The sequence below is a fragment of the Stappia albiluteola genome, from assembly GCF_014050225.1.
Lineage (GTDB): Bacteria > Pseudomonadota > Alphaproteobacteria > Rhizobiales > Stappiaceae > Hongsoonwoonella > Hongsoonwoonella albiluteola.
The window spans coordinates 526183-552867 of record NZ_JACFXV010000043.1 but is presented as its reverse complement, the minus strand read 5'-3'; the positions used below and the strand labels follow the sequence as shown (position 1 = coordinate 552867).

At 63.4% G+C, this 26685-nt stretch carries 25 protein-coding genes; 12 read left to right on the top strand and 13 right to left on the bottom strand.

Translation table 11 applies throughout. From position 1 onward, the window contains the following. Positions 1 to 77 precede the first annotated feature (77 nt). Positions 78 to 1568, top strand: a complete 1491-nt coding sequence (locus H2509_RS06845) for a Ppx/GppA phosphatase family protein (protein ID WP_209001856.1) — start codon at positions 78 to 80, stop codon at positions 1566 to 1568. Between the two features lie 35 nt (positions 1569 to 1603). Further along, on the top strand, positions 1604 to 2305 hold the full coding sequence (locus tag H2509_RS06840) for an RlmE family RNA methyltransferase (protein ID WP_182163584.1): 702 nt from the start codon (positions 1604 to 1606) through the stop codon (positions 2303 to 2305). 7 nt (positions 2306 to 2312) lie between these two features. On the opposite strand, the gene H2509_RS06835 is transcribed toward H2509_RS06840, so the two are convergent. Further along, complete coding sequence (locus tag H2509_RS06835) at positions 2313 to 3380, bottom strand: MFS transporter (RefSeq protein ID WP_328805003.1); 1068 nt, start codon at positions 3378 to 3380, stop codon at positions 2313 to 2315. A gap of 283 nt (positions 3381 to 3663) precedes the next feature. Between H2509_RS06835 and guaB the strand changes: the two genes are divergently transcribed. Together guaB and H2509_RS06825 are read left to right on the top strand one after the other, a co-directional pair. Beyond that, a complete protein-coding gene (gene guaB, locus H2509_RS06830) occupies positions 3664 to 5166 on the top strand; it encodes an IMP dehydrogenase (RefSeq protein ID WP_182163582.1) in 1503 nt (500 codons plus the stop codon). 33 nt (positions 5167 to 5199) lie between these two features. Further along, positions 5200 to 6495, top strand: coding sequence for an RsmB/NOP family class I SAM-dependent RNA methyltransferase (locus H2509_RS06825; RefSeq protein WP_182163580.1), 1296 nt, complete (start codon positions 5200 to 5202; stop codon positions 6493 to 6495). Between the two features lie 5 nt (positions 6496 to 6500). On the opposite strand, the gene H2509_RS06820 is transcribed toward H2509_RS06825, so the two are convergent. Further along, positions 6501 to 7634 (bottom strand): tetratricopeptide repeat protein, encoded by a 1134-nt coding sequence (locus H2509_RS06820; protein WP_182163578.1) that lies wholly within the window; start codon positions 7632 to 7634, stop codon positions 6501 to 6503. A 202-nt stretch (positions 7635 to 7836) separates the two neighbouring features. Here H2509_RS06820 and guaA point away from each other — a divergent pair, with 202 nt between their 5' ends. Further along, positions 7837 to 9384 carry a glutamine-hydrolyzing GMP synthase gene (gene guaA, locus H2509_RS06815; RefSeq protein WP_182163576.1) on the top strand — a complete coding sequence of 516 codons (1548 nt, stop codon included), beginning with the start codon at positions 7837 to 7839 and terminating at the stop codon, positions 9382 to 9384. Positions 9385 to 9446: 62 nt separating this feature from the next. Continuing rightward, positions 9447 to 9896 carry a ribose 5-phosphate isomerase B gene (rpiB, locus tag H2509_RS06810; protein ID WP_182163574.1) on the top strand — a complete coding sequence of 150 codons (450 nt, stop codon included), beginning with the start codon at positions 9447 to 9449 and terminating at the stop codon, positions 9894 to 9896. A 147-nt stretch (positions 9897 to 10043) separates the two neighbouring features. Here rpiB and H2509_RS06805 read toward each other — a convergent pair whose 3' ends face one another. Next, the gene (locus H2509_RS06805) at positions 10044 to 11033 is read right to left on the bottom strand and encodes a quinone oxidoreductase family protein (RefSeq protein ID WP_182163572.1); all 990 of its coding nucleotides are present in this window, start codon (positions 11031 to 11033) and stop codon (positions 10044 to 10046) included. Positions 11034 to 11132: 99 nt separating this feature from the next. Here H2509_RS06805 and H2509_RS06800 point away from each other — a divergent pair, with 99 nt between their 5' ends. After that, on the top strand, positions 11133 to 11528 hold the full coding sequence (locus H2509_RS06800; RefSeq protein WP_182163570.1) for a winged helix-turn-helix transcriptional regulator: 396 nt from the start codon (positions 11133 to 11135) through the stop codon (positions 11526 to 11528). Between the two features lie 81 nt (positions 11529 to 11609). Here the strand turns inward: H2509_RS06800 and H2509_RS06795 are convergent, their stop codons facing one another. Next, the gene (locus H2509_RS06795; RefSeq protein WP_182163568.1) at positions 11610 to 11870 is read right to left on the bottom strand and encodes a PilZ domain-containing protein; all 261 of its coding nucleotides are present in this window, start codon (positions 11868 to 11870) and stop codon (positions 11610 to 11612) included. A gap of 464 nt (positions 11871 to 12334) precedes the next feature. On the opposite strand from H2509_RS06795, the gene H2509_RS06790 reads away from it, so the two are divergent. From H2509_RS06790 to der, 4 genes are all read left to right on the top strand, one after another. Further along, on the top strand, positions 12335 to 12913 hold the full coding sequence (locus tag H2509_RS06790; RefSeq protein ID WP_209001820.1) for an NnrU family protein: 579 nt from the start codon (positions 12335 to 12337) through the stop codon (positions 12911 to 12913). Between the two features lie 198 nt (positions 12914 to 13111). Beyond that, entirely contained in the window at positions 13112 to 13786 is a 675-nt protein-coding gene (locus H2509_RS06785; protein ID WP_182163566.1) for a tetratricopeptide repeat protein, read from the top strand. Further along, a complete protein-coding gene (locus tag H2509_RS06780; protein WP_328805002.1) occupies positions 13783 to 15156 on the top strand; it encodes an outer membrane protein assembly factor BamB family protein in 1374 nt (457 codons plus the stop codon). The genes H2509_RS06785 and H2509_RS06780 overlap by 4 nt, the downstream gene beginning before the upstream one ends. A 29-nt stretch (positions 15157 to 15185) precedes the next feature. After that, the gene (gene der / locus H2509_RS06775; protein WP_182163564.1) at positions 15186 to 16586 is read left to right on the top strand and encodes a ribosome biogenesis GTPase Der; all 1401 of its coding nucleotides are present in this window, start codon (positions 15186 to 15188) and stop codon (positions 16584 to 16586) included. A 58-nt stretch (positions 16587 to 16644) separates the two neighbouring features. Here the strand turns inward: der and H2509_RS06770 are convergent, their stop codons facing one another. The 9 genes from H2509_RS06770 to rpsF form a co-directional block, all read right to left on the bottom strand. Continuing rightward, entirely contained in the window at positions 16645 to 17373 is a 729-nt protein-coding gene (locus H2509_RS06770; protein WP_182163562.1) for an SDR family NAD(P)-dependent oxidoreductase, read from the bottom strand. Next, entirely contained in the window at positions 17373 to 18845 is a 1473-nt protein-coding gene (gene purF / locus H2509_RS06765; RefSeq protein WP_182163560.1) for an amidophosphoribosyltransferase, read from the bottom strand. Before purF ends, H2509_RS06770 begins: the two co-directional genes overlap by 1 nt. Positions 18846 to 18867: 22 nt before the next feature. Continuing rightward, a complete protein-coding gene (locus H2509_RS06760; protein ID WP_182163558.1) occupies positions 18868 to 19491 on the bottom strand; it encodes a CvpA family protein in 624 nt (207 codons plus the stop codon). Between the two features lie 82 nt (positions 19492 to 19573). After that, on the bottom strand, positions 19574 to 20974 hold the full coding sequence (gene radA / locus H2509_RS06755; RefSeq protein WP_182163556.1) for a DNA repair protein RadA: 1401 nt from the start codon (positions 20972 to 20974) through the stop codon (positions 19574 to 19576). Next, a complete protein-coding gene (alr, locus tag H2509_RS06750) occupies positions 20974 to 22125 on the bottom strand; it encodes an alanine racemase (protein ID WP_182163554.1) in 1152 nt (383 codons plus the stop codon). Before alr ends, radA begins: the two co-directional genes overlap by 1 nt. Positions 22126 to 22259: 134 nt before the next feature. Beyond that, positions 22260 to 23744 (bottom strand): replicative DNA helicase, encoded by a 1485-nt coding sequence (locus H2509_RS06745; RefSeq protein WP_182163552.1) that lies wholly within the window; start codon positions 23742 to 23744, stop codon positions 22260 to 22262. Positions 23745 to 23985: 241 nt separating this feature from the next. Beyond that, entirely contained in the window at positions 23986 to 24555 is a 570-nt protein-coding gene (rplI, locus tag H2509_RS06740) for a 50S ribosomal protein L9 (protein WP_182163550.1), read from the bottom strand. A 145-nt stretch (positions 24556 to 24700) separates the two neighbouring features. Next, the gene (gene rpsR, locus H2509_RS06735; protein WP_182163548.1) at positions 24701 to 24949 is read right to left on the bottom strand and encodes a 30S ribosomal protein S18; all 249 of its coding nucleotides are present in this window, start codon (positions 24947 to 24949) and stop codon (positions 24701 to 24703) included. A 12-nt stretch (positions 24950 to 24961) separates the two neighbouring features. Next, a complete protein-coding gene (gene rpsF / locus H2509_RS06730) occupies positions 24962 to 25372 on the bottom strand; it encodes a 30S ribosomal protein S6 (protein ID WP_182163546.1) in 411 nt (136 codons plus the stop codon). A gap of 346 nt (positions 25373 to 25718) precedes the next feature. On the opposite strand from rpsF, the gene fabD reads away from it, so the two are divergent. Beyond that, positions 25719 to 26663 (top strand): ACP S-malonyltransferase, encoded by a 945-nt coding sequence (gene fabD / locus H2509_RS06725; RefSeq protein WP_182163544.1) that lies wholly within the window; start codon positions 25719 to 25721, stop codon positions 26661 to 26663. The last annotated feature ends 22 nt before the right edge of the window (positions 26664 to 26685 follow it).

Here is a 26685-nt window from a genome sequence, read left to right as displayed (position 1 = left end):
AAAGGCGCTCCTTTTTGCGGCGCCGAGGGTTTGATGTGAGCGATTTGGGTGAATTCGGACCGGGCGATTCCCGGACGATGCCCGGCGCGGCGGAGAAGGGGGCAACTGGTCAGGGGCGTATTCGCCGCGGCTCCCGCAAACGGCGGAAGCCGGAGGGCGAGACGAGGCCGAAATTGGCGGATTCTCCCGACCGTGCCCCATGCCAGTCGACCGCCGAGTTGCGTCCGGACGCCATTCAGCCACGACGCGGCAAGAAGCGTCGGCGGCCCAATCGGGCCGAACGCAGGGCGGTGCAGTTTGCCCCTGCGTCCGAAGTCGACTCCGACTTGCTTTCCTCCAAGTTCCCCAAGGCACTCCCCGTCAACGCCTGCGAGATGCAGGCCAAGAGACCCGGCCGGCATGCAAACGGCTTCGATCGCGCGCCGGATCCGGCAGGCGCGAGACAGCAGGCGGACGCGCGGTCAACGCCACCGGCGCCGTATGTGCACCGCGACCGGGCGGATCGTCCGCATTCGAGAGCCGAAGCGGATTGCGACAAGCGCGGGCCGCTTTACGCAGCGCTTGATCTGGGGACCAACAATTGCCGTTTGCTGGTCGCGCGTCCCGAGCAACGCGGCTTTCGCGTGGTCGATGCCTTTTCAAAGATCGTGCGGCTTGGAGAGGGGTTGGGCCGCTCCAGCAAGCTGGCCGATGATGCCATGGACCGCGCTGTCGATGCGCTGAATTGTTGCCGCGACAAGCTTGTACAGCGCGGCGTGGACCGCTTCCGGCTGATCGCCACGGAGGCTTGCCGCGCGGCCGAGAACGGGCCGGATTTCATCGATCGCGTGCGGGAGGAAACGGGTCTTTCGCTGGAGATCGTGTCGCGGGAGACCGAGGCCCGCCTTGCCGTCGCCGGCTGCGCTTCGCTGGTCGATCCGGAAGCCGACGGCGTCGTTCTGTTCGATATCGGCGGAGGGTCATCGGAGATCGTCTGGCTGGATCTCCGCAACCGTTGCGGAGCCAGAGGCTATCAGCTTACCAAATTCATCCGTGCCTGGATTTCACTGCCCGTCGGCGTCGTCAGCCTTGCGGAGCGGCACGGTGGACGCCATGTGACGCGGGATGCCTTCGAGGCGATGGTGGCCGATGCGGCAGAGCACCTGCAGGCTTTCGCGCTCGGCGAGCAGTTGACGCAGGCGATTTGCGGCGGCCGGGTGCACATGCTCGGCACTTCCGGCACCGTGACAACCCTGGCCGGTGTCCACTTCGGCCTGAAGCGCTACGACCGGCGCCGCGTGGACGGCGCCTGGCTGGAACACGAAGATGTTTCGGCAATGATAGACCGATTGCGCGCGATGCCTTATGAGGAGCGCGTCGACAACCCCTGCATCGGAGCGGACCGGGCGGACCTTGTGCTTGCCGGCTGCGCCATTCTCGAGGCGATCCGTCGGCGCTGGACCTGCCAGCGGCTGAGGGTTGCGGATCGAGGATTGCGCGAAGGCATTCTCATGGAGCTGATGGCGTCCGATGGCGTCTGGCGGCGCTCGGGTCCCGGCAACTGGCGCAATCGACCTCGCGGCAGGTAGGCCGCCGGCGATACCTATCTTGTGAAGGAACGGCCATGGCCGATAGCGGGCGAGGCCGCGGCGATCGCGGTCTGCATCAACGTGTGAAGACGGCGGGCAAGCGCAAGGAATCCTCCACGCGCTGGCTCGAGCGCCACATCAACGATCCCTATGTGCGCCGTTCGAAACTGGACGGCTACCGTTCGCGCGCCGCCTACAAGCTTCTCGAAATCGACGAGCGCCACAAACTGCTGAAGCCCGGCCAACGCGTGGTGGACCTGGGCGCGGCGCCCGGCGGCTGGTGCCAGATTGCTGCAGCGAAAACCGGGTCGACGGATAAAGATCCGCTCGTCGTGGGCATCGACTACCTCGAACTCGATCCGGTGCCCGGCGTCGTCCTGTTGCAGAAGGATTTCCTGGATGACGATGCGCCCGATCAACTGATCGAGGCGCTTGGCGGCCACAGGCCGGATCTGGTGCTGTCCGACATGGCGGCGCCGACGACGGGACACCGCAAGACGGACCATCTGCGCACCACCCATCTGTTTGAAGTCGCCGCGGAATTCGCCCGGGACAACCTGGCCCCCGGGGGCAGTTTTCTGGCCAAGGTCTTTCAGGGCGGAACCGAAGGCGGGATGCTGTCGCAGCTCAAGCGCGAATACCAGAGCGTATCCCATATCAAGCCGCCGGCGAGCCGCAAGGAAAGCCCCGAGCTCTATGTGCTCGCCAAGGGGTTCAGGGGCAAATCGGAAGACTGAAACCGGCTCAGGTACGCGGGTCGGACGGGGTGCGCGCGGCGCCGCCCACCGTTGTGGCATGCCGGGACACCGCCGCGCCCGCATCCGATTCCAGTTTCAGGAACGACACGGCCGACAGCAACACCAGCACGGTCACGACGATGAAGGCGACGGCGTAGTCGGTCGGCTGTGGCGCTGCCTCGCCCCGCAACGCGGCACTCAGGGATAGGCTGAGCGCGGCAATACTGACGCCGATCGACAGCGATAGTTGCTGCGCCATGGAGGTGAAGCCCGTGGCGCGGCTCATCTGCCGCTCGTCGAGATCGGCAAAGGCGATGGAATTGAGTGCGGTGAACTGAAGAGATCGCACGAAGCCGCCGACAAAAAGGACGGCAATCAGGCCCGCAGCCGCCAATGCGTGGCCGGCATGGCCGACAAGGTCGCGAAGGGGCATCAGTTCGAAGCCGAATAGGATGCCGCCGATGGCAAGGCCCGAATAGACGAAGCCAAGGCCATCGAAGGGAACGCGCTGCTCGCCGCGAATGTCTTCGAAATAGGCCGTGGCGAGACAGATGCCCAGAATGCCGAAAGGAACGTTGATCCAGAATATCCACGGCCATGCGGCATAGGTGACGAGAAAGCCGCCAAGCGGCGGCCCGACGACCGGCCCGACGAGCGCAGGGACGGTGACCCAGGTCATCGCCTGGACGAGTTCCGACTTGGGCACGGCACGCAGCAGCGCCAGCCGCGCAACCGGCACCATCAGCGCGCCGCCGAACCCCTGCACGATCCGCATCGCCACAAGTTCGGCCAGCGAAGACGCCGCCCCGCAGCCGATTGAGGCGCCGACGAATATGAGGATCGCCACCCGGAAGACATTGCGCGTGCCGTACCGGTCCGCGACCCATCCGCTCATCGGCATGAAAACGGCCAGCGCGATGAGATAGGAGGTCATCGCCATATGCAGGCGTACGGGATCCACGGCGAAGCTCGCGCCGATCGCCGGCAGCGCGGTGCCGATGATCGTCGAATCGAGCGTCTGCATGAACAGGGCACAGGCCACGACGAGCGCGACCAGACGTTGGCGGGATTGCACGAAATATAGCTCTGAAGCGCTGCGAACCAGAAGTGGAATGTCGGTCTTATATCAGATGAAAGAGCCGCCAGGTCTGCAATTAGGACGCAGCAGCCCTGTCGTTCATGCCTGCCGCAGGAACGCTCGTGCGCAGATATGCGAGCAGAACGCTTTCCATTCGTTCACGCCCGTGTTATTGACCCGCGCCAACTTCTCCGGCACCGCCCGAGTCGCTTCTCATCCGTACCTATGATCAAGGCACGGAGCGCGGCGGCCTTTACATCTGATGAAGGGGATTTGGCCCATGCCTTCTTTCTACGAACCCCATAATGGCCGCGAAGCGCTGACTTTCGACGACGTGCTGCTGCTGCCCGGCCACTCGGAAGTGCTGCCGGGCGAGGCGGACCTGCGCTCGCGGGTGACGCGGGAATTGTCCCTGAACCTGCCGATTCTTTCCTCCGCCATGGATACGGTGACGGAGGCAAAGCTCGCGATCGCGATGGCTCAGGCCGGCGGCATGGGCGTTATCCACCGCAACCTCTCCATCGACCAGCAGGCCGAACAGGTTCGCCAGGTGAAGAAATTCGAGTCCGGCATGGTGGTGAACCCGCTGGTGATCGGCCCCGATGCGACATTGCAGGACGCGCTGGACCTGATGGCGCATAACGGCATTTCCGGCATTCCGGTCGTGGAGAATGCGGGGCGCGGCGGTCATCACACCGGCAAACTGATCGGTATCCTGACCAATCGCGATGTCCGGTTCGCCTCCGATCCGGCGCAGCGCGTCGCCGAACTGATGACGAGGGAAAATCTCATCACGGTGCGCGAAACGGTAAGCCAGGAAGAAGCCAAGCGCCTGCTGCACCAGTACCGCATCGAAAAACTGCTTGTGGTGGACGATGCCGGCCGTTGCATCGGCCTCGTCACGGTGAAGGACATCGAGAAGGCACAGCTTCACCCCAACGCTTCCAAGGACGATCAGGGGCGGCTGCGCGTCGCCGCGGCGACGAGCGTCGGCAGCGAGGGCTTCGAGCGCGCGGAAAGGCTGATCGATTCCGGCGTGGATCTTCTGGTCGTCGATACCGCCCACGGTCATTCCGAGCGCGTGCTGGAAATGGTGCGCAAGGTGAAGCGGCATTCCAATTCGGTGCAGGTGCTTGCCGGCAATATCGCGACGCGCGACGGGGCGGCGGCGCTGATCGATGCGGGTGCCGATGCAATCAAGGTCGGTATCGGACCGGGCTCGATCTGCACCACGCGTATCGTCGCGGGCGTCGGCGTGCCGCAACTGACGGCAATCCTGGAAGCCTGCGAGGAAGCCCGCAAGCAGGACGTGCCCGTGATTGCCGATGGCGGCATCAAATATTCGGGCGATCTTGCCAAGTCGCTTGCCGCCGGCGCGTCCTGCGCCATGGTCGGCTCGCTGCTGGCCGGCACGGAGGAGAGCCCGGGCGAGGTCTACCTGCATCAGGGCCGCTCCTACAAATCCTATCGCGGCATGGGGTCCGTCGGCGCGATGGCGCGCGGTTCCGCCGACCGCTATTTCCAGGCCGAGGTTCGCGACACGCTGAAGCTGGTGCCGGAAGGCATCGAAGGGCAGGTGCCCTACAAGGGACCGCTCGCCAGCGTCCTGCACCAGCTTGCCGGCGGCCTGCGCGCGGCCATGGGCTATGTCGGAGCGAAGACCATTCCCGAGCTGCAGGAGAAGGCGCGCTTTGTGCGAATTTCCGGTGCAGGACTGCGGGAAAGTCATGCTCACGACGTGACGATCACGCGGGAATCGCCCAATTACCCCTCGTCCATCTGATAAGTACGCGTTGCGTAGAGCGGAGTAGCAGGAATGAAGGACGGCGGACGCCTGGCCGCGGCAATCGACGTGTTGAGCGATATCGAGACCCGCCGCCGTCCCGTGCAGGAAGCCCTCAAGGACTGGGGCGCCAGCCATCGTTTCGCCGGCTCCGGCGACCGGGTGGCGATCGGCAATCTGGTCTTCGATGCCCTGCGGCACAAATTGTCTTCCGCCTGGAAGATGGGCGACGAAAGCGCGCGCGCGCTGGTGCTGGCGACATATGTACTCGACTGGGAGCGCGGCCTGGATGCCCTGGATTCCGCTCTCGCGGAAGATCGCCATGCGCCGCAGCCGCTGACGGATGACGAACGCCAAAGGCTGGCAGGGCCGAGCCTGGAGGGTGCGCCGGACTGGGTCAGGGCGGACGTTCCTGAGGCGCTCTGGCAGGAATTCAGCGCGGCTTTCGGGGGCGATGCTATCGCCGAGGGACAGGCGCTTGCCAGCCGGGCGCCGATCGATCTTCGCGTCAATCGTCTGAAGGCCGATCGGGACAAGGTGTTGAAGCGGCTTTCCCATATTAACGCCGAGGCTGCGCCGATTTCTCCGATTGGCGTGCGGATTGCGCCAACGACCGGCGGCGGGCGCTCTCCGCATGTGCAGGCGGAAGAGGGATTCCAGAAGGGCTGGTTCGAACTGCAGGACGAGGGCAGCCAGATCGCCGCGCTGCTTGCACGTGTTCAGCCGGGGCAACAGGTGCTGGACTATTGCGCGGGCGGCGGCGGCAAGACGCTCGCGCTGGCCGGCGAAATGGACAATCGCGGACAGGTCTATGCCTATGATGCCGACCGTCTGCGGCTCGCGCCGATCTACGACCGGCTGAAGCGGGCGGGCGCGCGCAATGTGCAGGTGCGCGATCCGAAGACCGGCGGGCTGGACGATCTCGAAGGGCGCATGGATCTCGTCTTTACCGACGCGCCCTGTTCGGGAACCGGCGTGTGGCGCAGGCGCCCGGATTCCAAGTGGCGCCTTACCTCGAATGCGATTGCCGGCCGCAGGCAGGAACAACGCGACGTGCTTGATGCCGCGGCGCGCTACGTGCGGGACGGCGGCATGCTCGTCTATGTCACCTGCTCCCTGCTTCCCGGCGAAAACGGTCGGCAAGTGACCGATTTTCTCGATCGCAATGCCGATTTCGAGGCGGTTTCCCTGAAGCCCGTCTGGGATGACGTTCTTGGCGCAGACGCTCCGCAACCGCGCTTCGACGAGAATGGCTTTGCTACTCTCAGCCCGGCCAGGACAAACACGGACGGTTTCTTCGTCGGCGCGCTGCGGCGCAGGACTGCCTGAAGCGCTCAGAAACCGCGAAAGAGCGGCAGATCGTCATCATCCGGCGTTAGGCGCGGTTGCTCGTCCCGTTCGAGGGCTTCCGGCGTATCGTCGCACTGCGTGGGTATGTCCGGTTCCGCCTCGGGCGGCGTCGGGATGATCGCTACCGCGTGGATGTCCCCGGGCAGCCGCTCTAGCAGTTCCCGGGTACTGTGGCCGAGCGAGCCAAGATCGCCTCCGGACATGAGAACCTCGCGCGCCGCCGCTGCCTTTCCAACTGCCGACAGAGCAGCGCCCAGAGCCTTTGCGGCTTCGACGCTCGTCGGTTGCAGGTTCCAGGCCGCGAAGGCGCTCTCTATCGCAGGTCCAAGCTCGCCCTGGCGTCGCGCGGCAACGCTGAACTCCACTTGAAGGCCTGCATTGTCGGGTGCGAGCTCGATCGCAGTCGTCAAGACCTGCATCGCAGCCTGAAAATCTTGCAGTGCAGACAGGATCTGGCCCTTCAGGGCAAGCGCTTCAGCGTTCCGCGGCTGCCTGAGCGCGGCCCGTTCGGTCAGCGAAAGCGCTTCGTCGAAGCGACGCCTGCGATAGAGCGCGCGCGAAAGGCCCAGCAGCGCGGGTACGTAATCCGGATCGGCTTTCAGGGCCTGGCGGTATCTCGCGATCGCAATATTGAGCCGGGGATCGTCGGAAGCTGCTTCGCCGGCAAGTGTCAGGGCCGCGGCATTGTTCGGAAGCTGCATCATAAGACGGTCGCAATAGGCGAGCGCCTCCAGATTGCGGCCTTGCTGGATAAGTGCACTCGCCAGCCCGAACAATGCATTGCGGTTATCCGGCTCGTTCTGGAGGACTGCCTGGAAGTGCTCCTCAGCCTTGTCCAGCAGATCCATCAGCAGGAAGGCGTTGCCGAGATTGGTGCGCGCCGCCAGATGGCCGGGATTGTGAAACACCACCTGACGCAACAAGGGCACCGCCTCTTCAAGTCGGCCGGTGCGCAGGAAGGCGGTTCCCAGTCGATAGGTGATTTCGAGATCTTCGGGCAGCGAACGATGCAGGTGCTCGTAGATTGTTACGGCACTCGCATGGTCGCCGCCGCGCTCCAGGCGCCCGGCCTCGTCAAGAGCAGCTTCGATCCCGATCGTGTCATCGGATGCAGACATGTCGCCCATCGAACTCCGCCGGTTGCCGCGAGCCGCAGGTTCGCCCCGAATCGCTTTTCATCTTTCTACCGAGCGTAGGTGTGCGAAGGGGCCGGGTCAAAATTCGCGTATCGATCGCGCGGGATATCCAGAGCGCGGTATCGACAGCGCAGCGCAGCATTTTTGTGTTTCAAAACACGGGGCGAAAGTTTAGAAGCGGCGCATGACAGACCGCATCCTTATTATCGACTTCGGCTCCCAGGTAACCCAGCTTATCGCGCGCCGGGTGCGCGAGGCGGGTGTCTACTCGGAGATCGTTCCCTTCCAGTCGGCCGAGAGCGCCTTTCACGACATGAAGCCCAAGGCGGTGATCCTGTCGGGCGGGCCGGCGTCGACCACCGAAATGGGAAGTCCGAGGGCGCCAAAGGCGATTTACGATGCGGGTATTCCGGTCCTCGGCATCTGCTACGGCGAGCAGACCATGTGCGCCGAACTCGGCGGTGCGGTGGAAGCCGGCAACCATCGCGAATTCGGCAGGGCCTATATCGAAGTCAAGGAAAAGAGCCCGTTATTCGAGGGCGTCTGGGATATCGGTACCCGGCATCAGGTGTGGATGAGCCATGGCGACCGCGTCACGGCCTTGCCTGAGGGCTTCCGCGTCATCGCGACTTCGGAAGGCGCGCCTTTTGCGGCAATCGCCGACGAGGCGCGGCGCTTCTATGCGGTTCAATTCCATCCGGAGGTAGTCCACACTCCGGACGGCGCGCGGCTCTTGCGCAATTTCGTGCACGGCATCGCCGGCTGCGCGGGCGACTGGACGATGGCGTCGTTCCGTGAAGATGCAAAGGCGCGCATCCGCGCCCAGGTCGGCGACGGCAAGGTGATCTGCGGCCTTTCCGGCGGTGTCGACAGCGCGGTGGCGGCGGTTCTGATCCACGAGGCGATCGGCGACCAGCTCACCTGCATCTTCGTCGACCACGGCCTGATGCGGATGAACGAGGCCGAGCAGGTCGTGTCGCTCTTCCGCAATCACTACAATATTCCGCTGGTTCATGTGGACGCGGCCGACACCTTCATCGATGCGCTGGAAGGGGAAACCGACCCTGAAGTGAAGCGCAAGACGATCGGCCGCCTGTTCATCGAGGTGTTCGAAGCCGAGGCGAAGAAGATCGGCGGCGCGCAGTTTCTGGCCCAGGGCACGCTCTATCCGGACGTGATCGAGAGCGTTTCCTTTACCGGCGGCCCGTCGGTGACGATCAAGTCGCACCACAATGTCGGCGGCCTGCCCGAGCGCATGAACATGGCGCTGGTCGAGCCGTTGCGCGAGCTCTTCAAGGACGAGGTGAGGGCGCTTGGCCGGGAACTCGGCCTGCCCGAGGCTTTTGTCGGCCGGCATCCGTTCCCCGGTCCTGGCCTTGCCATCCGCTGCCCGGGCGGGATCACGCGCGCCAAGCTCGATATCCTGCGCCAGGCCGACGCGATCTATCTGGACGAGATCCGCAAGGCGGGCCTGTACGACGCGATCTGGCAGGCATTCGCCGTGCTTTTGCCGGTGCAGACGGTCGGCGTCATGGGCGATGGCCGGACCTACGAATATGTCTGCGCGCTGCGGGCGGTGACGTCGATCGATGGCATGACCGCCGATTTCTACCACTACGACATGGAATTCCTGAGCCGTGCGGCGACCCGCATCATCAACGAGGTGAAGGGCATCAACCGCGTCGTCTATGACGTGACGTCCAAGCCGCCGGGAACAATCGAGTGGGAATGAGCCGGTACGTCGAACCAACTCGACAAAGCCGCAATTGTTTCCGGAAACCGGATCAGGGCTTCATGACTGCCAAAGACCGCATCGTTCTTTCCAGCGACCATGCCGCTATCGAGCTCCGCCAGACGATTGCCGCTCATATTGAGGCGCGTGGCTGGACGGTGGTCGATATCGGCCCGACGACGCCGGAGAGCACACACTATCCCAGGCACGGCGAAGCGGCCGCGCGGCTCGTCGCTTCCGGCGATTGCCGGTTTGGCATCATCCTGTGCGGTACCGGCCAGGGCATCATGATGGCGGCGAACAAGATAAAGGGCATCCGTTGCGGCGCCTGCGCCGACACTTTCTCGGCCCGCATGATCCGTCAGCACAACGATGCCAACATGCTGTCGATCGGCGCGCGCGTGGTCGGCGAGGGATTGGCGCTCGATATCGTGGATGCGTTCCTGACCGCCGATTTCGAGGGCGGACGGCATGCGACGCGGGTGGAAATGATTGCGGCGCTGGAGGGGTAGCTAAGGCGGCCTTTTTGAAGAGCCCCCGGAATTTGATAAGCAGATACCGTTATTTATGGCCCTTTCGGACTGTGGAACGGGAATAGCCATTTCCTTCCGACTGCCGAGAATGGCGATCAGATGTCTCCACCTGACCGCCAATCTTTTTCAGGCGGTCAGGACGACCTTGCCGGTGGTCGTGCGGCTTTCCAGCGCCCGATGGGCGTCCATGGCCCGTTCCAGCGGGTAGGATGCGCCGATCGTCACCGCAAGTTCGCCCGCCGCCGCGCTGGCAAAGAGATCCTTCAGGCTTTCCTGCAGGAGGTCCGGCGTGAGAAGCGGCACCAGCGCGAAGCCGGTCAGCGACTGGTTCCTGAAGATAAGCCCCAGCAGTTCGGGCGTGCCAAGGCTGAACTTGTGAATGTTCAGCGCACCGTAGGTAATCAGCTGGCCGCGCGGGGCAAGCGCCTTGAGGCCGTCCTTGAGCGCGGCGCCGCCAACCGATTCATAGATGATATCCGGGCCTTGTCCGCCACTGGCTTCCATTAGCCGGTCGATATGGTCGGGCAATGTGTAGTTGACCGCGGCATTGGCGCCGAGTTCCCTCGCGAAGGCAAGCTTCTCGCTTGTGCTGGCGGCCGCTATCACGGTCCTCGCGCCGGCTTGTTTTGCCAGTTGCACCAGCAGGGAGCCGACGCCACCGGCTGCCGCATTGACCAGCACGGTCTTGCCCTTCGGGTCGGCCTGCCTGGTGAGGTAGAGCGCAGTGAGGCCCTGGACCATCAGCGCTACGGCCTTGTCGAAGGAAAGGTCGTCAGGCACCGGCACGGCGTAGCGGGCGTCGATCGTCACATAGTCTGCGTAGCCGCCGAAATAGATGCCGGCTGCAAAGAGCGGGGCCGCGACCCGCATGCCTTCCCGCAGTCCGTCGACCTCGCTGCCGATGCCCTCGACGATACCGGCTACTTCCGATCCGAGGACCGACGGCAGCGGGGGCGTCGCCGCATATTCGTCGGATCGCATCAGCGTGTCGGCGAAGTTGACCCCTGAGGCCGCGACCCGAACCAGGATCTCGGACGGGGCAGGCTGCGGCTTCGGCAGCTCGACCAGCCGGAGGACCTCCGGTCCGCCGAACCGTTCTATCTGTATAGCTCTCATGATAAGCTCGCGCAGTTGATTGGCTTCGCGAGCGATATGGGCGTAGGTTCCGATTGAATTAAACCGACTTTTCGGTCCAATACTCACTAAGAGGTAAGTATGGCGGAGCCACTGAAACGCCTTCCCGCCCTGCCGATCGAGCGGGCATTGAAGGTTATCTCGGGCCGTTGGAAGGCGGTCATTCTCTTCCATCTTTTCGACGGCTCCAAGCGGCTCTCCGAGCTGACCCGCCTTTTGCCCGACGTGAGCCAGAAAGTTCTCATCCAGCAATTACGCGAAATGGAATTTCATGGCCTGGTGCATCGGGAAATCTTTCGGCAGGTTCCGCCCAGAGTCGACTATTCGGCAACCCCTCTCGGCCTGAGCCTGGAGCCGTTCATCATGTCACTTTGCGAATGGGGAAGGCGGCACGCGAGCGAACTCGGCGACGCGGACGAGCTTTCCGATTGCGCTCTGGCGAATGCTTGCGAGCGCGTGTCCATCAGGAGTTCCTGAAGGAAAATTCGTTATAAACCGATAATTCAAGGAGAACCGGGAGCCGTATACTGGATCCCGGGAGCCGTGGCCTCGCAGTGCTCAGGGCAGGCGCTTCTCGAAAAAGACGCCGATCTCGGTCTCCGTGCGCCAGCGGACCTTGGCGATCACGTGAATATCGTCATTGGCGATCTTGAACTCGAATTCGTCCGGAATGCCGACGGTTGAGGGGAGTTTGAGCAGCGCGCCGGTGTCGGAAAGATTGCGGACCGTGCAATCGAACACGCTCACCCTGCCGAGGATGATCTTGCCGCCCTTCAATGTCCGGCGTCGCGTGGCCTTGCGGCGTTCGCTATTGCTCATCCCTTCCTCGTGCCTATCAGTCGCAGCAGTTGCCATGGCCATATTCGCTATCTGGCTGTTCGGCGCTACCTATTGCGCCAATTGGTTGAGATTCCCCAAATAGCCGGCGTTCGGTCACGCCAACGTGTGTAGGGGATTTCTCTTCGAGTTCGCCAAATTCCTAAAGCGTTTTCCCTTCCGGTGGAATGACCCGAAAAGCAAGAAATTGCTCCAGGATTAACGCCTTGAGCACAATCTTGTCGCTCGGGTCGGTTCGACCTGAACGGAACACGCTCCAGCCTCGGCTTCCTTGCCTGCAAGGGAAACCGGCCCGCGCTGCCTGAGAACCTGATTCCGACGCATCGGCTGTAGGGTGCGTCGCTCTTGTTGTCCAGAGGAATGTGAAAAATCTGGCTATTGCTACAGTGGGATATGGAGGTTATGGGGGGCAGTGGGGAATATCCGGACAGGAAGGAAGATCACGCATGGGAATTGGGCTTCTGGTGGCGGGCCTCATCCTGTTTCTTGGCGTGCATAGCCTTCCGATAACCGGGAAGATACGTGCCGGATTGCGATCGCGTCTGGGCGAAGGCGGTTACAAAGCCCTTTTTTCGCTGCTGTCACTTGCCGGCCTTGCGCTTATCGTCCTGGGCTATGCCCAGGCTCGAGCCGAGGGAGCCCCGGTCCTCTACGATCCTCCGATCTGGCTGCGGCACGTGACAATGCTCCTGATGGTGCCGGTCTTCGTGCTGCTGCTCGCGGCCTATTTGCCCGGCCGGATCAAGGCGAAGGTCCGCCATCCGATGATTGTGGCCATCAAGATCTGGGCACTTTCGCATCTGCTGGCGAATGGCGACGTCGCTTCGGCCTTGCTTTTCCTCGCCTTTCTCGCATGGGCGGTGGTCGACCGGGTTTCCCTCAAACGACGCGGCGGGATACCCGCCCTTGCGCCCGGCAGCGCCGCCGCTCGCAACGATTCCATTGCGATTGTCGGCGGACTGGCCATTTATGGTCTATTCCTCTGGAAGCTCCATGGCTGGCTGATCGGCGTTCCTCTTGTCTGAAGCGCGAAACGGGCAGAATTCAGCCCCAATTTTAAGGCAATGCGTAGCGCGCGTGCATTTAGGGGCGATATGCCTTCGGGCCGTTTGCCAGCGGGATGACGCTTATATATGGTGTCGCGCGCGATGAAGGGCCAAGGCCCCGGGAAAACATGAGGCTACTTCGCCAAGCCTCTCAATACGTTCAGGAACCGAGATCGAATGTCCGATATTTTCCGCGAGGTCGATGAGGAAATCCGGCACGAGCGCTACAAGAAGCTGTGGGACCGGTTTGGCCTGTGGCTGCTGATGGCGGCGTTTCTTATCGTCGTCGGTACGGCGGGCTATCGCGGCTGGCAATATTGGCAGGCGCAGCAGGCGGCGGAAGCCGGCGATCTTTTCCTGCAGGCCGTCGCGCTTTCGAATGAGGGCAAGCAGGTCGAGGCACAGGAACTGTTCGGCAAGCTGGAAGACGCGACCGGCGGTTATCCGATGCTTGCCAGGATGCGCGCGGCGACCAGCAAGGCCGAAGCCGGCGACGTGGAGGCTGCCCTTGCCGAGTTCGACGCGATCGCGTCCGATAGTGCCCTGACGCAGCTGTATCGCGATATAGCCACGTTGCGCGCCGCCTATCTCGCCATGGATACGGAAGACTACGCGGCCATGGAGAAACGCCTCTCCACGCTTGCCGGCGACGGCAACCAGTGGCGCTTCCTCGCACGGGAGGCCCTGGCATTCTCCGCCTGGAAGGCGGGCGACATGGATGCGACACGCCGTTGGCTCGATGGCATCGTCAAGGCGGAAGGAGCGCCGGCGGAGGTGGTCGGCCGGGCCAACCTGCTGCTCGACCTCGTAAACGCCAGCCAGGGCGCGCCGAAAGAAGGAAGCAATTCGTGACGTCTGCTGCTTTGCGCCGAAACATTCTCAGCGCCTGCGTGATCGCCTGCGGGCTGACTGTAAGTGCCTGCGACACGGTTTCCGAATATACGGACACCATCAATCCGTTCACAAAGAAGGAAAAGATCCTGCCGGGCGAACGACAGGATCTGTTTTCTGCGGGAACGACACCGGCGGAAATCGCCGGACAGACAGCGTCCGTCGGCCCGGCGTCGGGCGGGCAGGACTGGTCGCAGGCCGGCGGCAATTCGACGAACAATCCGGGTAACGTTGCCGTTTCTGTCAGCGGCGCGCGCGCGTGGCGTTCGTCCGTTGGCAAGTCGGTCGGCGGCGGCCTTGGCGGTATCAGCGGGGTGGTCTCCTCGCCGGTGCGTTTGTCGGCGCGGCCGGTTTCCGACGGCGGCAGGATCTATGTCTACAAGCAGGACGGTACCGTCGTCGCGCTCAGCGCCAGCGGCGGCGGCAGGGCCTGGAGCCGCGACCTGCGGCCCGAGGGCGAACGCGACGTGGCCTCCGGCGGCGGCGTAGCCGTCGATAATGGTCGGGTGTTTGTGGCGACCGGCTACGGCCAGCTGGCGGCTCTCGACGCCAACAGCGGCACCGTGCTGTGGAGCAAGGATCTTTCCGCGCCCGCGCGCGAGGCGCCGACCGCTGCTGCGGGCCACGTTTTCGCTGTTACACAGAACAACGAAGTCGTCGCTTTGACCCAGGAAGACGGAACGGAAAAGTGGGCCTATGCCGGCATTCCGGAAACGGGCGGCATCCTGTCTTCCGCAAATCCGGCCGTATCCGGCGGCACCGTGGTCTTTCCGTCGTCATCAGGCGAAGTGCTGGCAATGGATATCGAAAAAGGGCAGCCGATGTGGATCGACGGCGTGTCCAGGTCCTACCGGACCCATGCGGTATCGGGGCTTGTCGACGTCGCCGGCAGCCCTGTAATCGCCGACGGCGTCGTCTATGCGGCAGGTGTTGCCGGCCGCATCATCGCCGCGAGCATCAAGACGGGCGAGCGTGTGTGGGAGCAGGATTATGGCTCCGTGCATACGCCGGTCGTCTCCGGCGACGCGGTATTCCTGATCGACCTCGACGACAATATGCTGGCACTCAGCCGCAAGACCGGCGAGCCCTTGTGGCAGACGCCGCTTCCCAGCGGAAAGAAGAAGGACCGGGTAAACTGGGCCGGCCCGATCCTGGCCAACGGTACGCTGGTTGCCTTTTCAAGCGACGGGAAAATGGTGCGGATCGATGCATCGAGCGGACGCTCCATTGGCACCCAGGAAACGTCTATTGATGTTTACGTCAGCCCGATCGTGGCTGGTGGGCGCGTCGTGACGGTTTCTTCCGACGGCGACGTGGTCGCATTCAACTAAGACGCGTCAAGCGCCCAGGAGTTCCCAGCGTGCCCGCCACGGTAGCAATCGTCGGCCGACCGAATGTCGGGAAATCGACTCTGTTCAATCGACTGGTCGGCAAGCGCCTCGCGCTTGTCGACGATACGCCAGGTGTGACCCGCGACCGTCGCGCGGGCGAAGCGCGACTTGGCGACCTGCGTTTCACCATCGTGGATACGGCCGGTCTGGAGCAGGCGGAAGCCCATTCGCTGGAAGGGCGCATGCGCGCCCAGACCGAGGAGGCGATCGCGGCGGCCGACGTCGTGCTCTTCGTCGTCGACGCGCGAGCCGGCATCGTTCCCACGGACGAGCATTTCGCGGACCTGCTGCGCAAGAGCCCGACACCCATCATCCTTGTCGCCAACAAGGCGGAAGGCAAGGCGGGCGAGGCGGGGCTCTACGAAGCATTCGGCCTGGGGTTCGGCGAGCCCGTCGCGCTCTCGGCGGAGCATGGCGAGGGCATGGCCTCGCTCTATGAAGCCCTGCTTCCCTATGTCGACGAAGTGAAGGAAGCCGAAGAGCAGCGCGACGTGGCCGTCACCGACGTGGATGTCGAGGACGACGCGGCGGAAGAACCGGCCGGCACGAAGGAACGGCCGCTTCGGGTGGCCATCGTCGGGCGGCCGAACGCCGGCAAATCCACCCTGATCAACAAGATCCTGGGCGAGGAGCGTCTGCTTACCGGACCCGAGGCCGGTATCACACGGGACTCGATTTCCGTCGAGTGGGAATGGCGCGACCGGCATCTCAAGATCTTCGATACGGCCGGCATTCGCCGCAAGGCGCGGGTACAGGAAAAGCTGGAGAAGCTTTCGGTCGCCGACGCGCTGCGGGCCATTCGCTTCGCCGAAGTGGTCATCGTCACGCTCGACGCGCTGATTCCGTTCGAGAAGCAGGACCTGCAGATCATCGATCTTGTTGCGCGGGAAGGCCGTGCCATCGTCATTGCGATCAACAAGTGGGATCTGGTTGAAGATCGCGACGCCGCGGCGCAGCTGTTCAAGGATGCGCATGAGCGCTATCTGAACCAGATCCGGGGCGTCCAGATCGTCACGCTGTCCGGCTTGCACGGGCAGGGCATCGACCGGCTGCTGGATGCCGCGTTCAAAGCCTATGAGACCTGGAACCGCCGCATTTCGACGTCGAGGCTCAATCGCTGGCTCGACGGCGTATTGATCCACCACCCGCCGCCCGCGGTTTCCGGCCGTCGAATCCGCCTGCGCTACATCACGCAGCCGAAGACCCGGCCGCCGCATTTCATCGTCTTCTGTTCACGGCCCGAGAATCTGCCGGAAAGCTATACGCGGTATCTGGTCAACGGCCTGCGTGACAGTTTCGACATGGCGGGAACGCCGATACGGCTCAGCTATCGCAAGGGCGACAACCCCTATCACAGCAAGGATCGATAAGGGCTGAACGGCTCAATCGAAAAAAGGCCGGGTCATTGCCCGGCCTTTCTTGTTTTCATTACGCCGCCTTGCGGCTGGAGTAGCTGTAAGTCTCGCCCGTTGCGGTCAGGTCGGGCGAAAGCAGGTCGAGCACGGCGGGCACGACCTCCTCTGGGGCTGGCAGGCGTGCGGGATCTTCGCCGGGCATCGCCTTGGCGCGAAGCGCGGTTCGCACGGGGCCGGGATCGAAGAGGTTGGCGCGGACGCCCATATTGCGGGTTTCCGCCGCATAGGTCTTTACCAGCGCCTCGAGTGCGGCCTTGGTGGTCGCCTGCAGGCTCCAATAGGGCTTGCAGCTATGCGCTTCCGCCGCCGTCAGGAAAACGGCGCGGGCAGTATCTGACTGACGAAGCAGCGGGTCGAGCGAACGGATCAGGCGCCAGTTGGCGGTCACGTTTACCGCAAGCGTTTCCTCAAACACCTTGGGCGAGATGTGGCCGACCGGCGAAAGCACGCCGAGAATGCCGGCATTGCCGATCAGGAAATCGAGCTTCTTCCAGCGCTCGTATATGGCAGCGCCAAGACGGTCGATGGCATCGAAGTCCTTCAAGTCCACGGGCACGAGCGTCGTCGAGCCGCCGGCGGCCTGAATTTCGTCGTCCAGTTCCTCAAGGGCACCGACCGTGCGGGCGATCGCGACGACATGCGCCCCCTTTGTCCCGAGGGATTTGGCGATCTGGTAGCCGATGCCGCGCGACGCGCCGGTCACGACGGCAATTCGCCCTTCGAAGGGCTTGTGAGCATTCATTATCCGGCCTCCGCCAGTCGGGTTGCCTTCATGATCTCGGTCGGCTGATCGTGATCGGTAAGGCTCGTCGGATAATCGCCGGTGAAACACGCGTCGCAGAATTGCGGGTGCTCATTGTCGCGGCCGTATTGGCCGACCGCCCGATAGAGACCATCGATCGACAGGAAGGCGAGGCTGTCCACCTTGATGTAATTCGCCATCTCCTCGATCGACATGCGCGAGGCAAGGAGCTTTGTCTTCTCCGGCGTATCGACACCGTAGAAGCAGGAATTCGTGGTTGGGGGGCTTGCGATGCGCATATGCACCTCACGCGCTCCGGCCTCGCGGACCATCTGCACGATCTTCAGCGAGGTCGTACCGCGCACGATCGAGTCGTCGACCAGAACCACGCGCTTGCCGTCCAGCATGGCGCGGTTGGCGTTGTGCTTCAGCTTCACGCCCATATGGCGAATGGAATCGGTCGGCGCAATGAAGGTGCGGCCCACATAGTGGTTGCGGATGATGCCGAGTTCGAAGGGGAGGTTCGCGGCCTGCGCGAAGCCGATGGCGGCCGGCGTGCCGGAATCGGGCACGGGCACCACGAGATCGGCGTCAGCCGGGGCCTCGCGGGCCAGTTCCTCGCCGATACGCTTGCGCACGCCGTAGACGTTCACGCTGTTCACGCTGGAATCGGGGCGCGCGAAGTAGACGTATTCGAAGATGCAAAAGCGTGGATGATTGCGCTTTTCGAACGGATGCAGGCTTTCAAGCCCCTCATTGGAGATGATGACCATCTCGCCCGGCTCGATATCGCGCACGAAGCGCGCGCCGATAATGTCGAGTGCGCAGGTTTCGGACGCCAGTACGTATGCGCCATGCAGGTCGCCGAGGACGAGCGGGCGAACGCCCAGGGGATCGCGGGCGCCGATCAGTTTTTTCTCCGAAAGGCCCACAAGGGCGTAGGCGCCCTCAAGTTGGGTAAGCGCGTCGATCAGCTTGTCGACCAGATGCTTCTGGCTGCTCATGGCGATCAGGTGAAGGATCGTTTCGCTGTCGGAAGTGGACTGGAAGATCGAACCGCGCCTCTGCAGGTCTTTCTGCAGGGTCAGGGCGTTGGTGAGATTGCCGTTATGCGCCATGGCGAAGCCGCCGCCCGCGAAATCCGCGTAGAGCGGCTGCACGTTGCGTAGAGCCGAAGCGCCGGTGGTCGAGTATCGGGTATGGCCGATGCCACGGTCGCCCTGCAGGCGGTTCATGACGGCCTGCTTGGTGAAATTGTCGCCGACGAGGCCCATGTGCCGTTCGCTGTGGAACTGCTTGCCGTCGAACGTGACAATTCCTGCCGCTTCCTGGCCGCGATGCTGGAGGGCATGCAATCCAAGCGTTACAAGGGCTGCGGCATCCGAATGGCCGAATATGCCGAAGACGCCGCACTCCTCGCGGAGGTGGTCGCCGTCTTCAAAGGGATTGGTCGTCAGCATGTCGTCAGACATGGCGCCTCTCGTGTCATAGAGATCAGTTGCTGCCACCCGAATTCGTCAACTGGTCGAGGCCCTGGCGCTCCGATGCCGAATAGTCCGGCTCTTCAGCGGGCGCCTGGGTCGTGTCGCCGGACGGTTTGCGGGCACGGTTCTTGATGCTTTCCAGGATCGTCTTTTCCGGATCCTCCGGCAGAGCCGCCACGAGGCGGTTGCCGATCGTATCGATGATGCCTTTCGACTTCGCGCTGACGATCCACTGAGGTTGCTGTTCTTCGGGGACGAACCAGTTGAAGAAGAGCATGGCGACGACCACCAGCAGCAATCCCCGCAGCGCTCCGAACACGAAACCGAGCGTGCGATCGAGCGCGCCGATCCGGCTGTCCAGAACGAAGTCCGAGATGCGCATGGTGATATAGCTCACCACTATCAGCGTGACCAGAAAAACTCCCGCCACGGCAACGCCAAGTGCCACATATTCCTGTGCGACATATTGCTTCACGAAGGGAAGCACGCTCCCGTACAGAAGATATGCGGCCACGGCGGCTGCGACCCACGAGGCAATGGACAGGACTTCGCGAACGAAGCCGCGGATCATGGCGAGCACTGCCGACAGCAGCATGATGACGAGAAGGATTCCGTCGAGAAGCGTTATTGGCATTGCTCGCTTAAGTCCCTGGCCGTCGCCTGAAAGGGCGTCCTTCGGTCCAAAATTCCGCGTGGACCTTTCGCGGAAGTCTTCCTTATGCCGCCTTGCCTGACCCGTCCTTGCCGGCGCCGGATGCAATGCGGGCGACGAGTTCGCTCAGCTCGCTCAGCCCCACCGCGGATGCGATTTCCCTGTTACCGTCCTTCAGGTTTGCCTGTGGCGCAAGCGCCGTGGAAAACCCGAGTTTCTGCGCTTCCTTCAGCCGGGCCTGCGCCTGTGAAACGGGACGGATTGCCCCTGAAAGGCTGACTTCGCCGAAATAGACGCTATCGGGTGGAAGGGCAACCCCGCTGAGGCTCGATATCAAGGCGGCGGCCACGGCGAGATCGGCACCCGGCTCGTTGACCCGGAGGCCGCCCGCGACGTTGAGATAGACGTCATGCTGGGCAAAACGCACGCCGCAACGCGCTTCCAGCACGGCGAGGATCATGGAAAGTCGGGCGCTGTCCCAGCCGATGACCGCCCGACGAGGGGTGCCAAGCGGGGAGGGGGCGACAAGGGCCTGGATTTCGATCAGCAGCGGCCTTGTGCCTTCCAGGCCGGCGAACACGGATGCGCCGGGCGCCGAGCCGCTGCGGTCGCCGAGGAACAGGGCCGACGGATTGGTAACCTGTTTCAGGCCGTTGTCGGTCATCTCGAAGACGCCGATTTCGTCGGTTGCCCCGAAGCGGTTCTTGACGGATCGCAGGATGCGGTACTGGTGGGCGCCGTCGCCCTCGAAATAAAGCACGGCATCGACCATGTGCTCCACCACGCGCGGGCCGGCGATCTGGCCGTCCTTGGTGACATGGCCGACCATGATCACCGTTGCGCCGCTCTGCTTGGCATAGCGCACCAGGGCCTGCGAGGACGCGCGCACCTGCGTCACGGTGCCGGGCGGAGAATCGGCAAGCTCGGTCCAGAGCGTCTGGATGGAGTCGATGATGACGAGAGCCGGTGGTGGACCGGCCTTCAGCGTTGCCAGGATATCCTCGACGGAGGTTTCCGCCGCAAGGCCGACATCGGCATCGGTGAGCCCGAGCCTTTCGGCGCGCAGCCGGACCTGGTCGACGGCCTCCTCGCCGGAAATGTAGACGGCCTTGTGGCCAAGCCGGGCAATCTGGGCGGCCGCCTGGATGAGCAGCGTGGACTTGCCGATGCCCGGGTCGCCGCCGACGAGAAGGGCGGACCCGCGAACGAAACCACCGCCCGTCACGCGGTCGAGTTCGGCGACCTTGCTGACGATGCGGGGCGCTTCTTTCATCTCCCCGGAAAGTCCGACGAGGGGGACAACCCGCCCCTTGCGCGCCTGCGCCTGCCCGGGCGCAGCCCCCACACCGCCGGTCTGCTCTTCAACGATGGTGTTCCATTCGCCGCAGCTCTCGCAACGGCCGGCCCATTTGCCTGTTGCCGCGCCGCAGGCCTGGCAGACGAAGGAGGAGGTCCTCTTGGCCATCAATCACCCAATCCATGACGGCCACCGATATAGCGGCGCTCGAGGCGTTGGCCAAGGCGGGTCAGGAGTTCGTAACCGATCGTTTCGGCGCTTGCTGCAACGTCGTCAACGGCAATATCGGGACCGAAAACTTCCACCATGCGGCCCGGCGCGGCTTCATCCTCGGCTATGGACTCCAGCGAGATCATGGTCTGGTCCATGGTAACGCGGCCGAGAATGGGAACCTTGCGCCCGCCGATCGACATGAAGGCGCCCGGCCTGTCGTCGGTTGCGCCGGCAAGACGCAGCAATCCATCGGCATATCCGACGGCCACAAGGCCGATCCGCATGTCACGCTCCGCGGTGTAGCTGGCACCGTAGCCGACGGTTTCGCCCTTGCGGACATGTCGTGTCATCAGGAGGCGGGCTTCGACCTTGGCTACCGGGCGCAGCGGGGTCTCGCCGGACGTACTCGCCCGCGCGCCATAAAGAGCGATCCCCGGGCGGGCGAGATCGAAATGATAGTCCTGGCCAAGCAGAATGCCGGCCGAATTGGCGAACGACATGGCCGAACCGGGAAAGAGCTTCTTCAGGGTGCGGAAACGGACGAGCTGTTCGGCATTCATCGGATGGGAAGGCGTGTCCGCACAAGCGAGATGCGAGATCACTAGCACGGGCGCGAAGCCGCTCCGATCGTCTTGCGACAGGCTGCGGGCTTCATCGATCGTCAGGCCGAGCCTGTTCATGCCTGTGTCGACGTGAAGCGCGGCGGGTGAGGCTATCCCGGCCGATCTGATGAAATCCGACCAAACGGCGGCTTCGCTCGTCGAGCCTATCACCGGCCGGAGGTTCGCCGCCGCGTAGTCGGCTGCCGCGTTGGGATAGAGGCCGTTCAGAATATAGATGACAGCGTCCGAAAGCAGGGCGCGCAGGGCCAACCCCTCCTCGGGCGTCGCAACGAAGAAGGTGCGGGCGCCGGCGGCATGAAGCGCAACGGCGACCTCGGCGATGCCGAGTCCGTAGGCATCCGCCTTGACGACGGCAGCGCATTCGGCGCCCGTTTTCAGTTTCGCGGAAAGCGTTCGCCAGTTATCGGCGATCGCATCGAGATCGATTGTGATCCGCCCGCTGCGCAGGGAACCATCGTCCTGCCGCGCTGGGGTTGAGACCATCGCTTTCGCCTCTGCCCGATTCGTGACACCCCATTTTGGGTGACGAGCCACTTATGTCGAAGCGGAAAGGGCGAAAATATGTCCCGGAACGCGCCTTTTCCAAGAGGGACGCCAATCGTCCCAGGGGCGGGGCCCTAGTCGCGCGGCTCCGGGAAGCGCTCGCTTTCGGCTAGATCCGAGAATCGGGTGAATTCGCCCTGGAAGTGGAGATCGACCGTGCCCGTGGGTCCGTGGCGCTGCTTGGCGATGATCACTTCGGCCCGGTTCTTCACGCGGTCGAGCTTGTCCTGCCATTTGAAAAACTCTTCGGTCCCTTCTTCCGGGATCGATTTTCCGAGATAGTACTCCTCGCGATAGACGAAGATCACGACGTCGGCATCCTGCTCGATGGACCCGGATTCGCGCAGATCCGACAGGATGGGGCGCTTGTCGTCGCGGCTCTCGACCTGGCGGGAGAGCTGGGACAGTGCGATGATCGGGACGTTCAGTTCCTTGGCGAGCGCCTTCAACCCGGTCGTGATTTCGGTGATTTCCTGGACGCGGTTGCCCTGGTTCTTCGAGGAACCGGAAATGAGCTGGATATAGTCGATGATGAGCAGGTCGAGGCCGCGTTGGCGCTTGAGGCGCCGCGCGCGCGCCACGAGCTGGGCTATCGAAATACCGCCGGTCTGGTCGACGTAAAGCGGCACGATCTGCATGTTCTGCGATGCGGCCACCAGCATTTCGAATTCCGCCTCGTTGATATCGCCGCGGCGGATCTTCGAGGAGGGGATTTCCGTCTGCTCGGAAATGATACGGGTGGCCAGCTGTTCCGCCGACATTTCCAGCGAGAAGAAGCCGACGATGCCGCCGTTCACGGTCTTCAGGGTGCCGTCGGCCTGCTCCTCCGCCTCATAGGCCTCGGCTACGTTGTAAGCGATATTGGTGGCAAGCGAGGTCTTGCCCATGCCCGGACGGCCGGCCAGCACGATCAGATCCGACGACTGCAGGCCGCCCATCTTCTCGTCGAGATCGCGCATTCCGGTCGAAATGCCGGAGAGCTTGCCTTCGCGCTGGTAGGCGGCGGCAGCCATCGCGATCGTATCGGTCAGCGCATCCCCGAAACTCAGGAAGCCGGCCTCGGCGCGTCCTTTTTCCGCCAGTTCGAAGAGGCGGCGTTCGGCGTCGTCGATCTGTTGGCCCGGTGGCATGTCGATCGGCGCATCGAAGGCGATATTCACCATATCCTCGCCGATGCGGATCAGGTTGCGGCGGATCGCCAGGTCGTAGATCGCCTGGCCGTAATCCTCGGCATTGATGATGGACGTGGCGTCGGCGGCGAGGCGAAGCAGATATTGCGCGGGGCTGAGGTCCGCGATTTTCGCGTCCGCGCCGAAGAAGGTCTTCAGCGTGATGGGAGACGCCACCTTGCCCGCGCGGATGAGCTGGCTGACTTTTTCATAAATGTCGCGGTGCGGCTCGATGAAGAAGTGCAGGGGTTCGAGGAAGTCGGAAACGCGGTAAAACGTCTCGTTGTTGACCAGTATCGCGCCGAGAAGCTGGCGTTCGGCTTCCGCGTTGTGCGGCGCCACGCGCATCAATTGCTGCGCGGCCTCCATCTGCTGAAGCTGACCCTTCATCTCGCCCCTCGCATCTACCCCACTCTTCGTTACCCTGCGAAAGGAAGGAGGAAAAGTCGATTCAGGGAGTTTCCCGACACTCTTTGGCGCATTGAGATCATCGGGGATAAACCAGCAATGCAGTTGACGTGTGCACGCCGGCAACGGCGCTTGAATCCACAGGGAAATTCCCAACAAAAAACGGCGCCCGAAGGCGCCGTCCCGAATTTCGACATCAGGGATTCCCGGTACTTAAACCGGATTAATCCTGTTCGCCCTCAGCGGCTTCCGCCTCTTCGCCTTCCTCGCCCTCAACTTCCTCGAATTCGAAGAGGTTGACGTCGGCCTGGGTCAGGTCCTCACCGCGCGCCTGACGCTCGGCTTCATCGGACGAACGAGCGACGTTGACGTTGACGGATACCTGAACCTCCGGATGAAGGGAGATCTCGACCTTGTGCAGGCCGATCGTCTTGATCGGACGGTTGAGGCTGACCTGGGAACGCTCGATGGTGAAGCCGCCCTGGTCGAGCACTTCGGCGATGTCGCGGGTGGCGACGGAACCGTAGAGCTGACCGGTTTCACCGGCGGAACGGATCACCACGAAGGCCTGGCCGTCGAGCTTCGCCGCGACGGCTTCCGCTTCCTGCTTGCGCTCGAGGTTGCGGGCTTCGAGCTGCGCGCGCTCGGCTTCGAAGCGGGCCAGGTTGCCCTTGTTGGCACGGAGCGCCTTGCCCTGCGGGAGCAGGAAATTGCGCGCGAAGCCATCGCGCACGCGCACGACGTCGCCCATCTGACCAAGCTTGGCGACGCGTTCGAGAAGAATGATTTCCATTGGAGTTAACTCCTGTACCGTCTGTCCCGCGCTTCGAACGCGGTTAGGGGCTCGTGGAACGGTCCCGCAGCCCCAGCCGGGATGCCCGAGGATTTCGGACAGTTCCGGGGCACCGGAGGCGCCCCGGATATTGCAAACCGCGTGCTTACTTGATCACGAAGGGAAGCAGGCCGAGGAAGCGGGCGCGCTTGATCGCGCGGGCCAGCTCACGCTGCTTCTTCGCAGAAACCGCGGTGATGCGGCTCGGGACGATCTTGCCGCGCTCCGAGATGTAGCGCTGCAGCAGGCGAATGTCCTTGTAGTCGATCTTCGGAGCGTTGGCGCCGGAGAACGGGCAGGTCTTGCGACGGCGGAAGAAGGGACGCCGGGTCGGAAGCTGTGCGATATCGATCATCCGTCGTCTCCCTTAGTCGAAGTCGCCACGACGGCCGCCACGCGGGCCGCCGCCACCGCCGCGATCGTCGCGGTCCTTGCCACGACGACGATCGTCGCGATCACGCTTCTGCATCATGGCGGACTGGTCTTCCTCATGAGCCTCCACGCGGATGGTCATGAAACGAAGAACGTCTTCGTTGATGCGCATCTGACGTTCCATCTCGGCCACCGCTGCCGGGGCGGCCGTGATGTTCATCAGCGTGTAGTGCGCCTTGCGGTTCTTGTTGACGCGATAGGCGAGCGACCGCAGACCCCAGTTCTCGATCTTGCCGACGCTGCCGCCCTGTTCTTCGATCAGGGCCTTGTACTGCTCCACCAGTTGCTCCACCTGCTGGGGGGAAACGTCCTGGCGGGCAAGGAACACGTGCTCGTAAAGAGGCATGTTCTTGTGCCTTTCCTTTGGTTTCAACGAGGGACCGGCGCCAAGCCTCTTCGAGCTCTCCTGAAAGGCGAACCGAAGCAACTTCGAGAGCGGAGACACGGGAAGACGGTGTGGCTTTTCCACGCCTGCCGGTTGATAAAGGCAACCGGCCTTCCGTTCAGCCCCCGGCCAAAGTCCCGGGTGAAGCGCGGCTTATACCGCAAGATGGGCAAAACACAAGCCTCGCCACGGTCTATCATCCGTTTTTTGCCCTGCGGCCCTTGACAGGCAGTGCCTGCACCGTGTCATAGCCCCGACACGTGCCGGCCTGCCGCAACTGCAACCGGCTTTTGGGACGGAAACGAAAATGACGATTGCATTTACATTTCCCGGCCAGGGAAGCCAGGCTGTCGGCATGGGCAAGGAACTGGCCGATGCCTTCGCCGAAGCGCGTAATGTCTTCCAGGAAGTGGACGAGGCGCTCGGCGAGCCGCTCAGCCGCGTCATGTGGGACGGACCGGCAGAGACATTGACGCTGACGGCCAATGCACAGCCCGCGCTGATGGCTGTCAGCCTTGCCGCCATGCGCGTGCTGGAAGCGCGCGGGCTCGATCTTACCGCCAGCGCTTCCTTCGTGGCCGGCCATTCGCTCGGTGAATATTCCGCCCTGGCCGCCGCCGGCAGCCTGAGCGTCGGGGATGCGGCGCGGCTGCTGCGCATTCGCGGCAAGGCGATGCAGGAAGCCGTTCCGGTCGGCGAGGGGGCCATGGCGGCGCTGCTCGGGCTGGACTTCGAGGCTGCGCGCGCCGTTGCCGAAGAGGCTGCCCAGGGCGAGGTGTGCCAGGCGGCGAACGACAATGCGCCTGGTCAAGTGGTCGTGTCCGGCCATAAGGCGGCCGTCGAACGCGCGGTCGAAATCGCCAAGGGCAAGGGCGCCAAGCGCGCCATCCTGCTGCCTGTGAGCGCGCCCTTCCATTGCGCGCTGATGGCACCCGCCGCCGATGTCATGGCCGATGCGCTCTCCAGGGTAACGCTCAAGGCTCCTGCCGTGCCGCTTGTCGCCAATGTTCTGGCCGCGGCGATTTCCGATCCGGATGAAATCCGTCGCAGGCTCGTCGAGCAGGTTACCGGTACGGTACGCTGGCGCGAATCCGTCGAGTGGCTGGCCGGTGCCGGCGTGACCACGTTTGTCGAGGTCGGCTCCGGCAAGGTCCTCACGGGCATGGTCAAGCGGATCGCGAGGGAGGCCGAAGGCGTTGCCGTCAACACGCCGGACGATGTCGATGCCCTGATCGGGCGCCTCATCGGCTGAACAGTACAAGGAGAACGCAATC

What these genes read in the sequence shown, in the direction of transcription:
- H2509_RS06845 (WP_209001856.1), top strand. Translation starts at nt 78, where the DNA reads ATGCCCGGCGCGGCGGAGAAGGGGGCAACTGGTCAGGGGCGTATTCGC.
- H2509_RS06840 (WP_182163584.1), top strand. Translation starts at nt 1,604, where the DNA reads ATGGCCGATAGCGGGCGAGGCCGCGGCGATCGCGGTCTGCATCAACGT.
- guaB (WP_182163582.1), top strand. Translation starts at nt 3,664, where the DNA reads ATGCCTTCTTTCTACGAACCCCATAATGGCCGCGAAGCGCTGACTTTC.
- H2509_RS06825 (WP_182163580.1), top strand. Translation starts at nt 5,200, where the DNA reads ATGAAGGACGGCGGACGCCTGGCCGCGGCAATCGACGTGTTGAGCGAT.
- H2509_RS06820 (WP_182163578.1), bottom strand. Translation starts at nt 7,634, where the DNA reads ATGTCTGCATCCGATGACACGATCGGGATCGAAGCTGCTCTTGACGAG.
- guaA (WP_182163576.1), top strand. Translation starts at nt 7,837, where the DNA reads ATGACAGACCGCATCCTTATTATCGACTTCGGCTCCCAGGTAACCCAG.
- rpiB (WP_182163574.1), top strand. Translation starts at nt 9,447, where the DNA reads ATGACTGCCAAAGACCGCATCGTTCTTTCCAGCGACCATGCCGCTATC.
- H2509_RS06805 (WP_182163572.1), bottom strand. Translation starts at nt 11,033, where the DNA reads ATGAGAGCTATACAGATAGAACGGTTCGGCGGACCGGAGGTCCTCCGG.
- H2509_RS06800 (WP_182163570.1), top strand. Translation starts at nt 11,133, where the DNA reads ATGGCGGAGCCACTGAAACGCCTTCCCGCCCTGCCGATCGAGCGGGCA.
- H2509_RS06795 (WP_182163568.1), bottom strand. Translation starts at nt 11,870, where the DNA reads ATGAGCAATAGCGAACGCCGCAAGGCCACGCGACGCCGGACATTGAAG.
- H2509_RS06790 (WP_209001820.1), top strand. Translation starts at nt 12,335, where the DNA reads ATGGGAATTGGGCTTCTGGTGGCGGGCCTCATCCTGTTTCTTGGCGTG.
- H2509_RS06785 (WP_182163566.1), top strand. Translation starts at nt 13,112, where the DNA reads ATGTCCGATATTTTCCGCGAGGTCGATGAGGAAATCCGGCACGAGCGC.
- H2509_RS06770 (WP_182163562.1), bottom strand. Translation starts at nt 17,373, where the DNA reads ATGAATGCTCACAAGCCCTTCGAAGGGCGAATTGCCGTCGTGACCGGC.
- purF (WP_182163560.1), bottom strand. Translation starts at nt 18,845, where the DNA reads ATGTCTGACGACATGCTGACGACCAATCCCTTTGAAGACGGCGACCAC.
- H2509_RS06760 (WP_182163558.1), bottom strand. Translation starts at nt 19,491, where the DNA reads ATGCCAATAACGCTTCTCGACGGAATCCTTCTCGTCATCATGCTGCTG.
- radA (WP_182163556.1), bottom strand. Translation starts at nt 20,974, where the DNA reads ATGGCCAAGAGGACCTCCTCCTTCGTCTGCCAGGCCTGCGGCGCGGCA.
- alr (WP_182163554.1), bottom strand. Translation starts at nt 22,125, where the DNA reads ATGGTCTCAACCCCAGCGCGGCAGGACGATGGTTCCCTGCGCAGCGGG.
- H2509_RS06745 (WP_182163552.1), bottom strand. Translation starts at nt 23,744, where the DNA reads ATGAAGGGTCAGCTTCAGCAGATGGAGGCCGCGCAGCAATTGATGCGC.
- rplI (WP_182163550.1), bottom strand. Translation starts at nt 24,555, where the DNA reads ATGGAAATCATTCTTCTCGAACGCGTCGCCAAGCTTGGTCAGATGGGC.
- rpsR (WP_182163548.1), bottom strand. Translation starts at nt 24,949, where the DNA reads ATGATCGATATCGCACAGCTTCCGACCCGGCGTCCCTTCTTCCGCCGT.
- rpsF (WP_182163546.1), bottom strand. Translation starts at nt 25,372, where the DNA reads ATGCCTCTTTACGAGCACGTGTTCCTTGCCCGCCAGGACGTTTCCCCC.
- fabD (WP_182163544.1), top strand. Translation starts at nt 25,719, where the DNA reads ATGACGATTGCATTTACATTTCCCGGCCAGGGAAGCCAGGCTGTCGGC.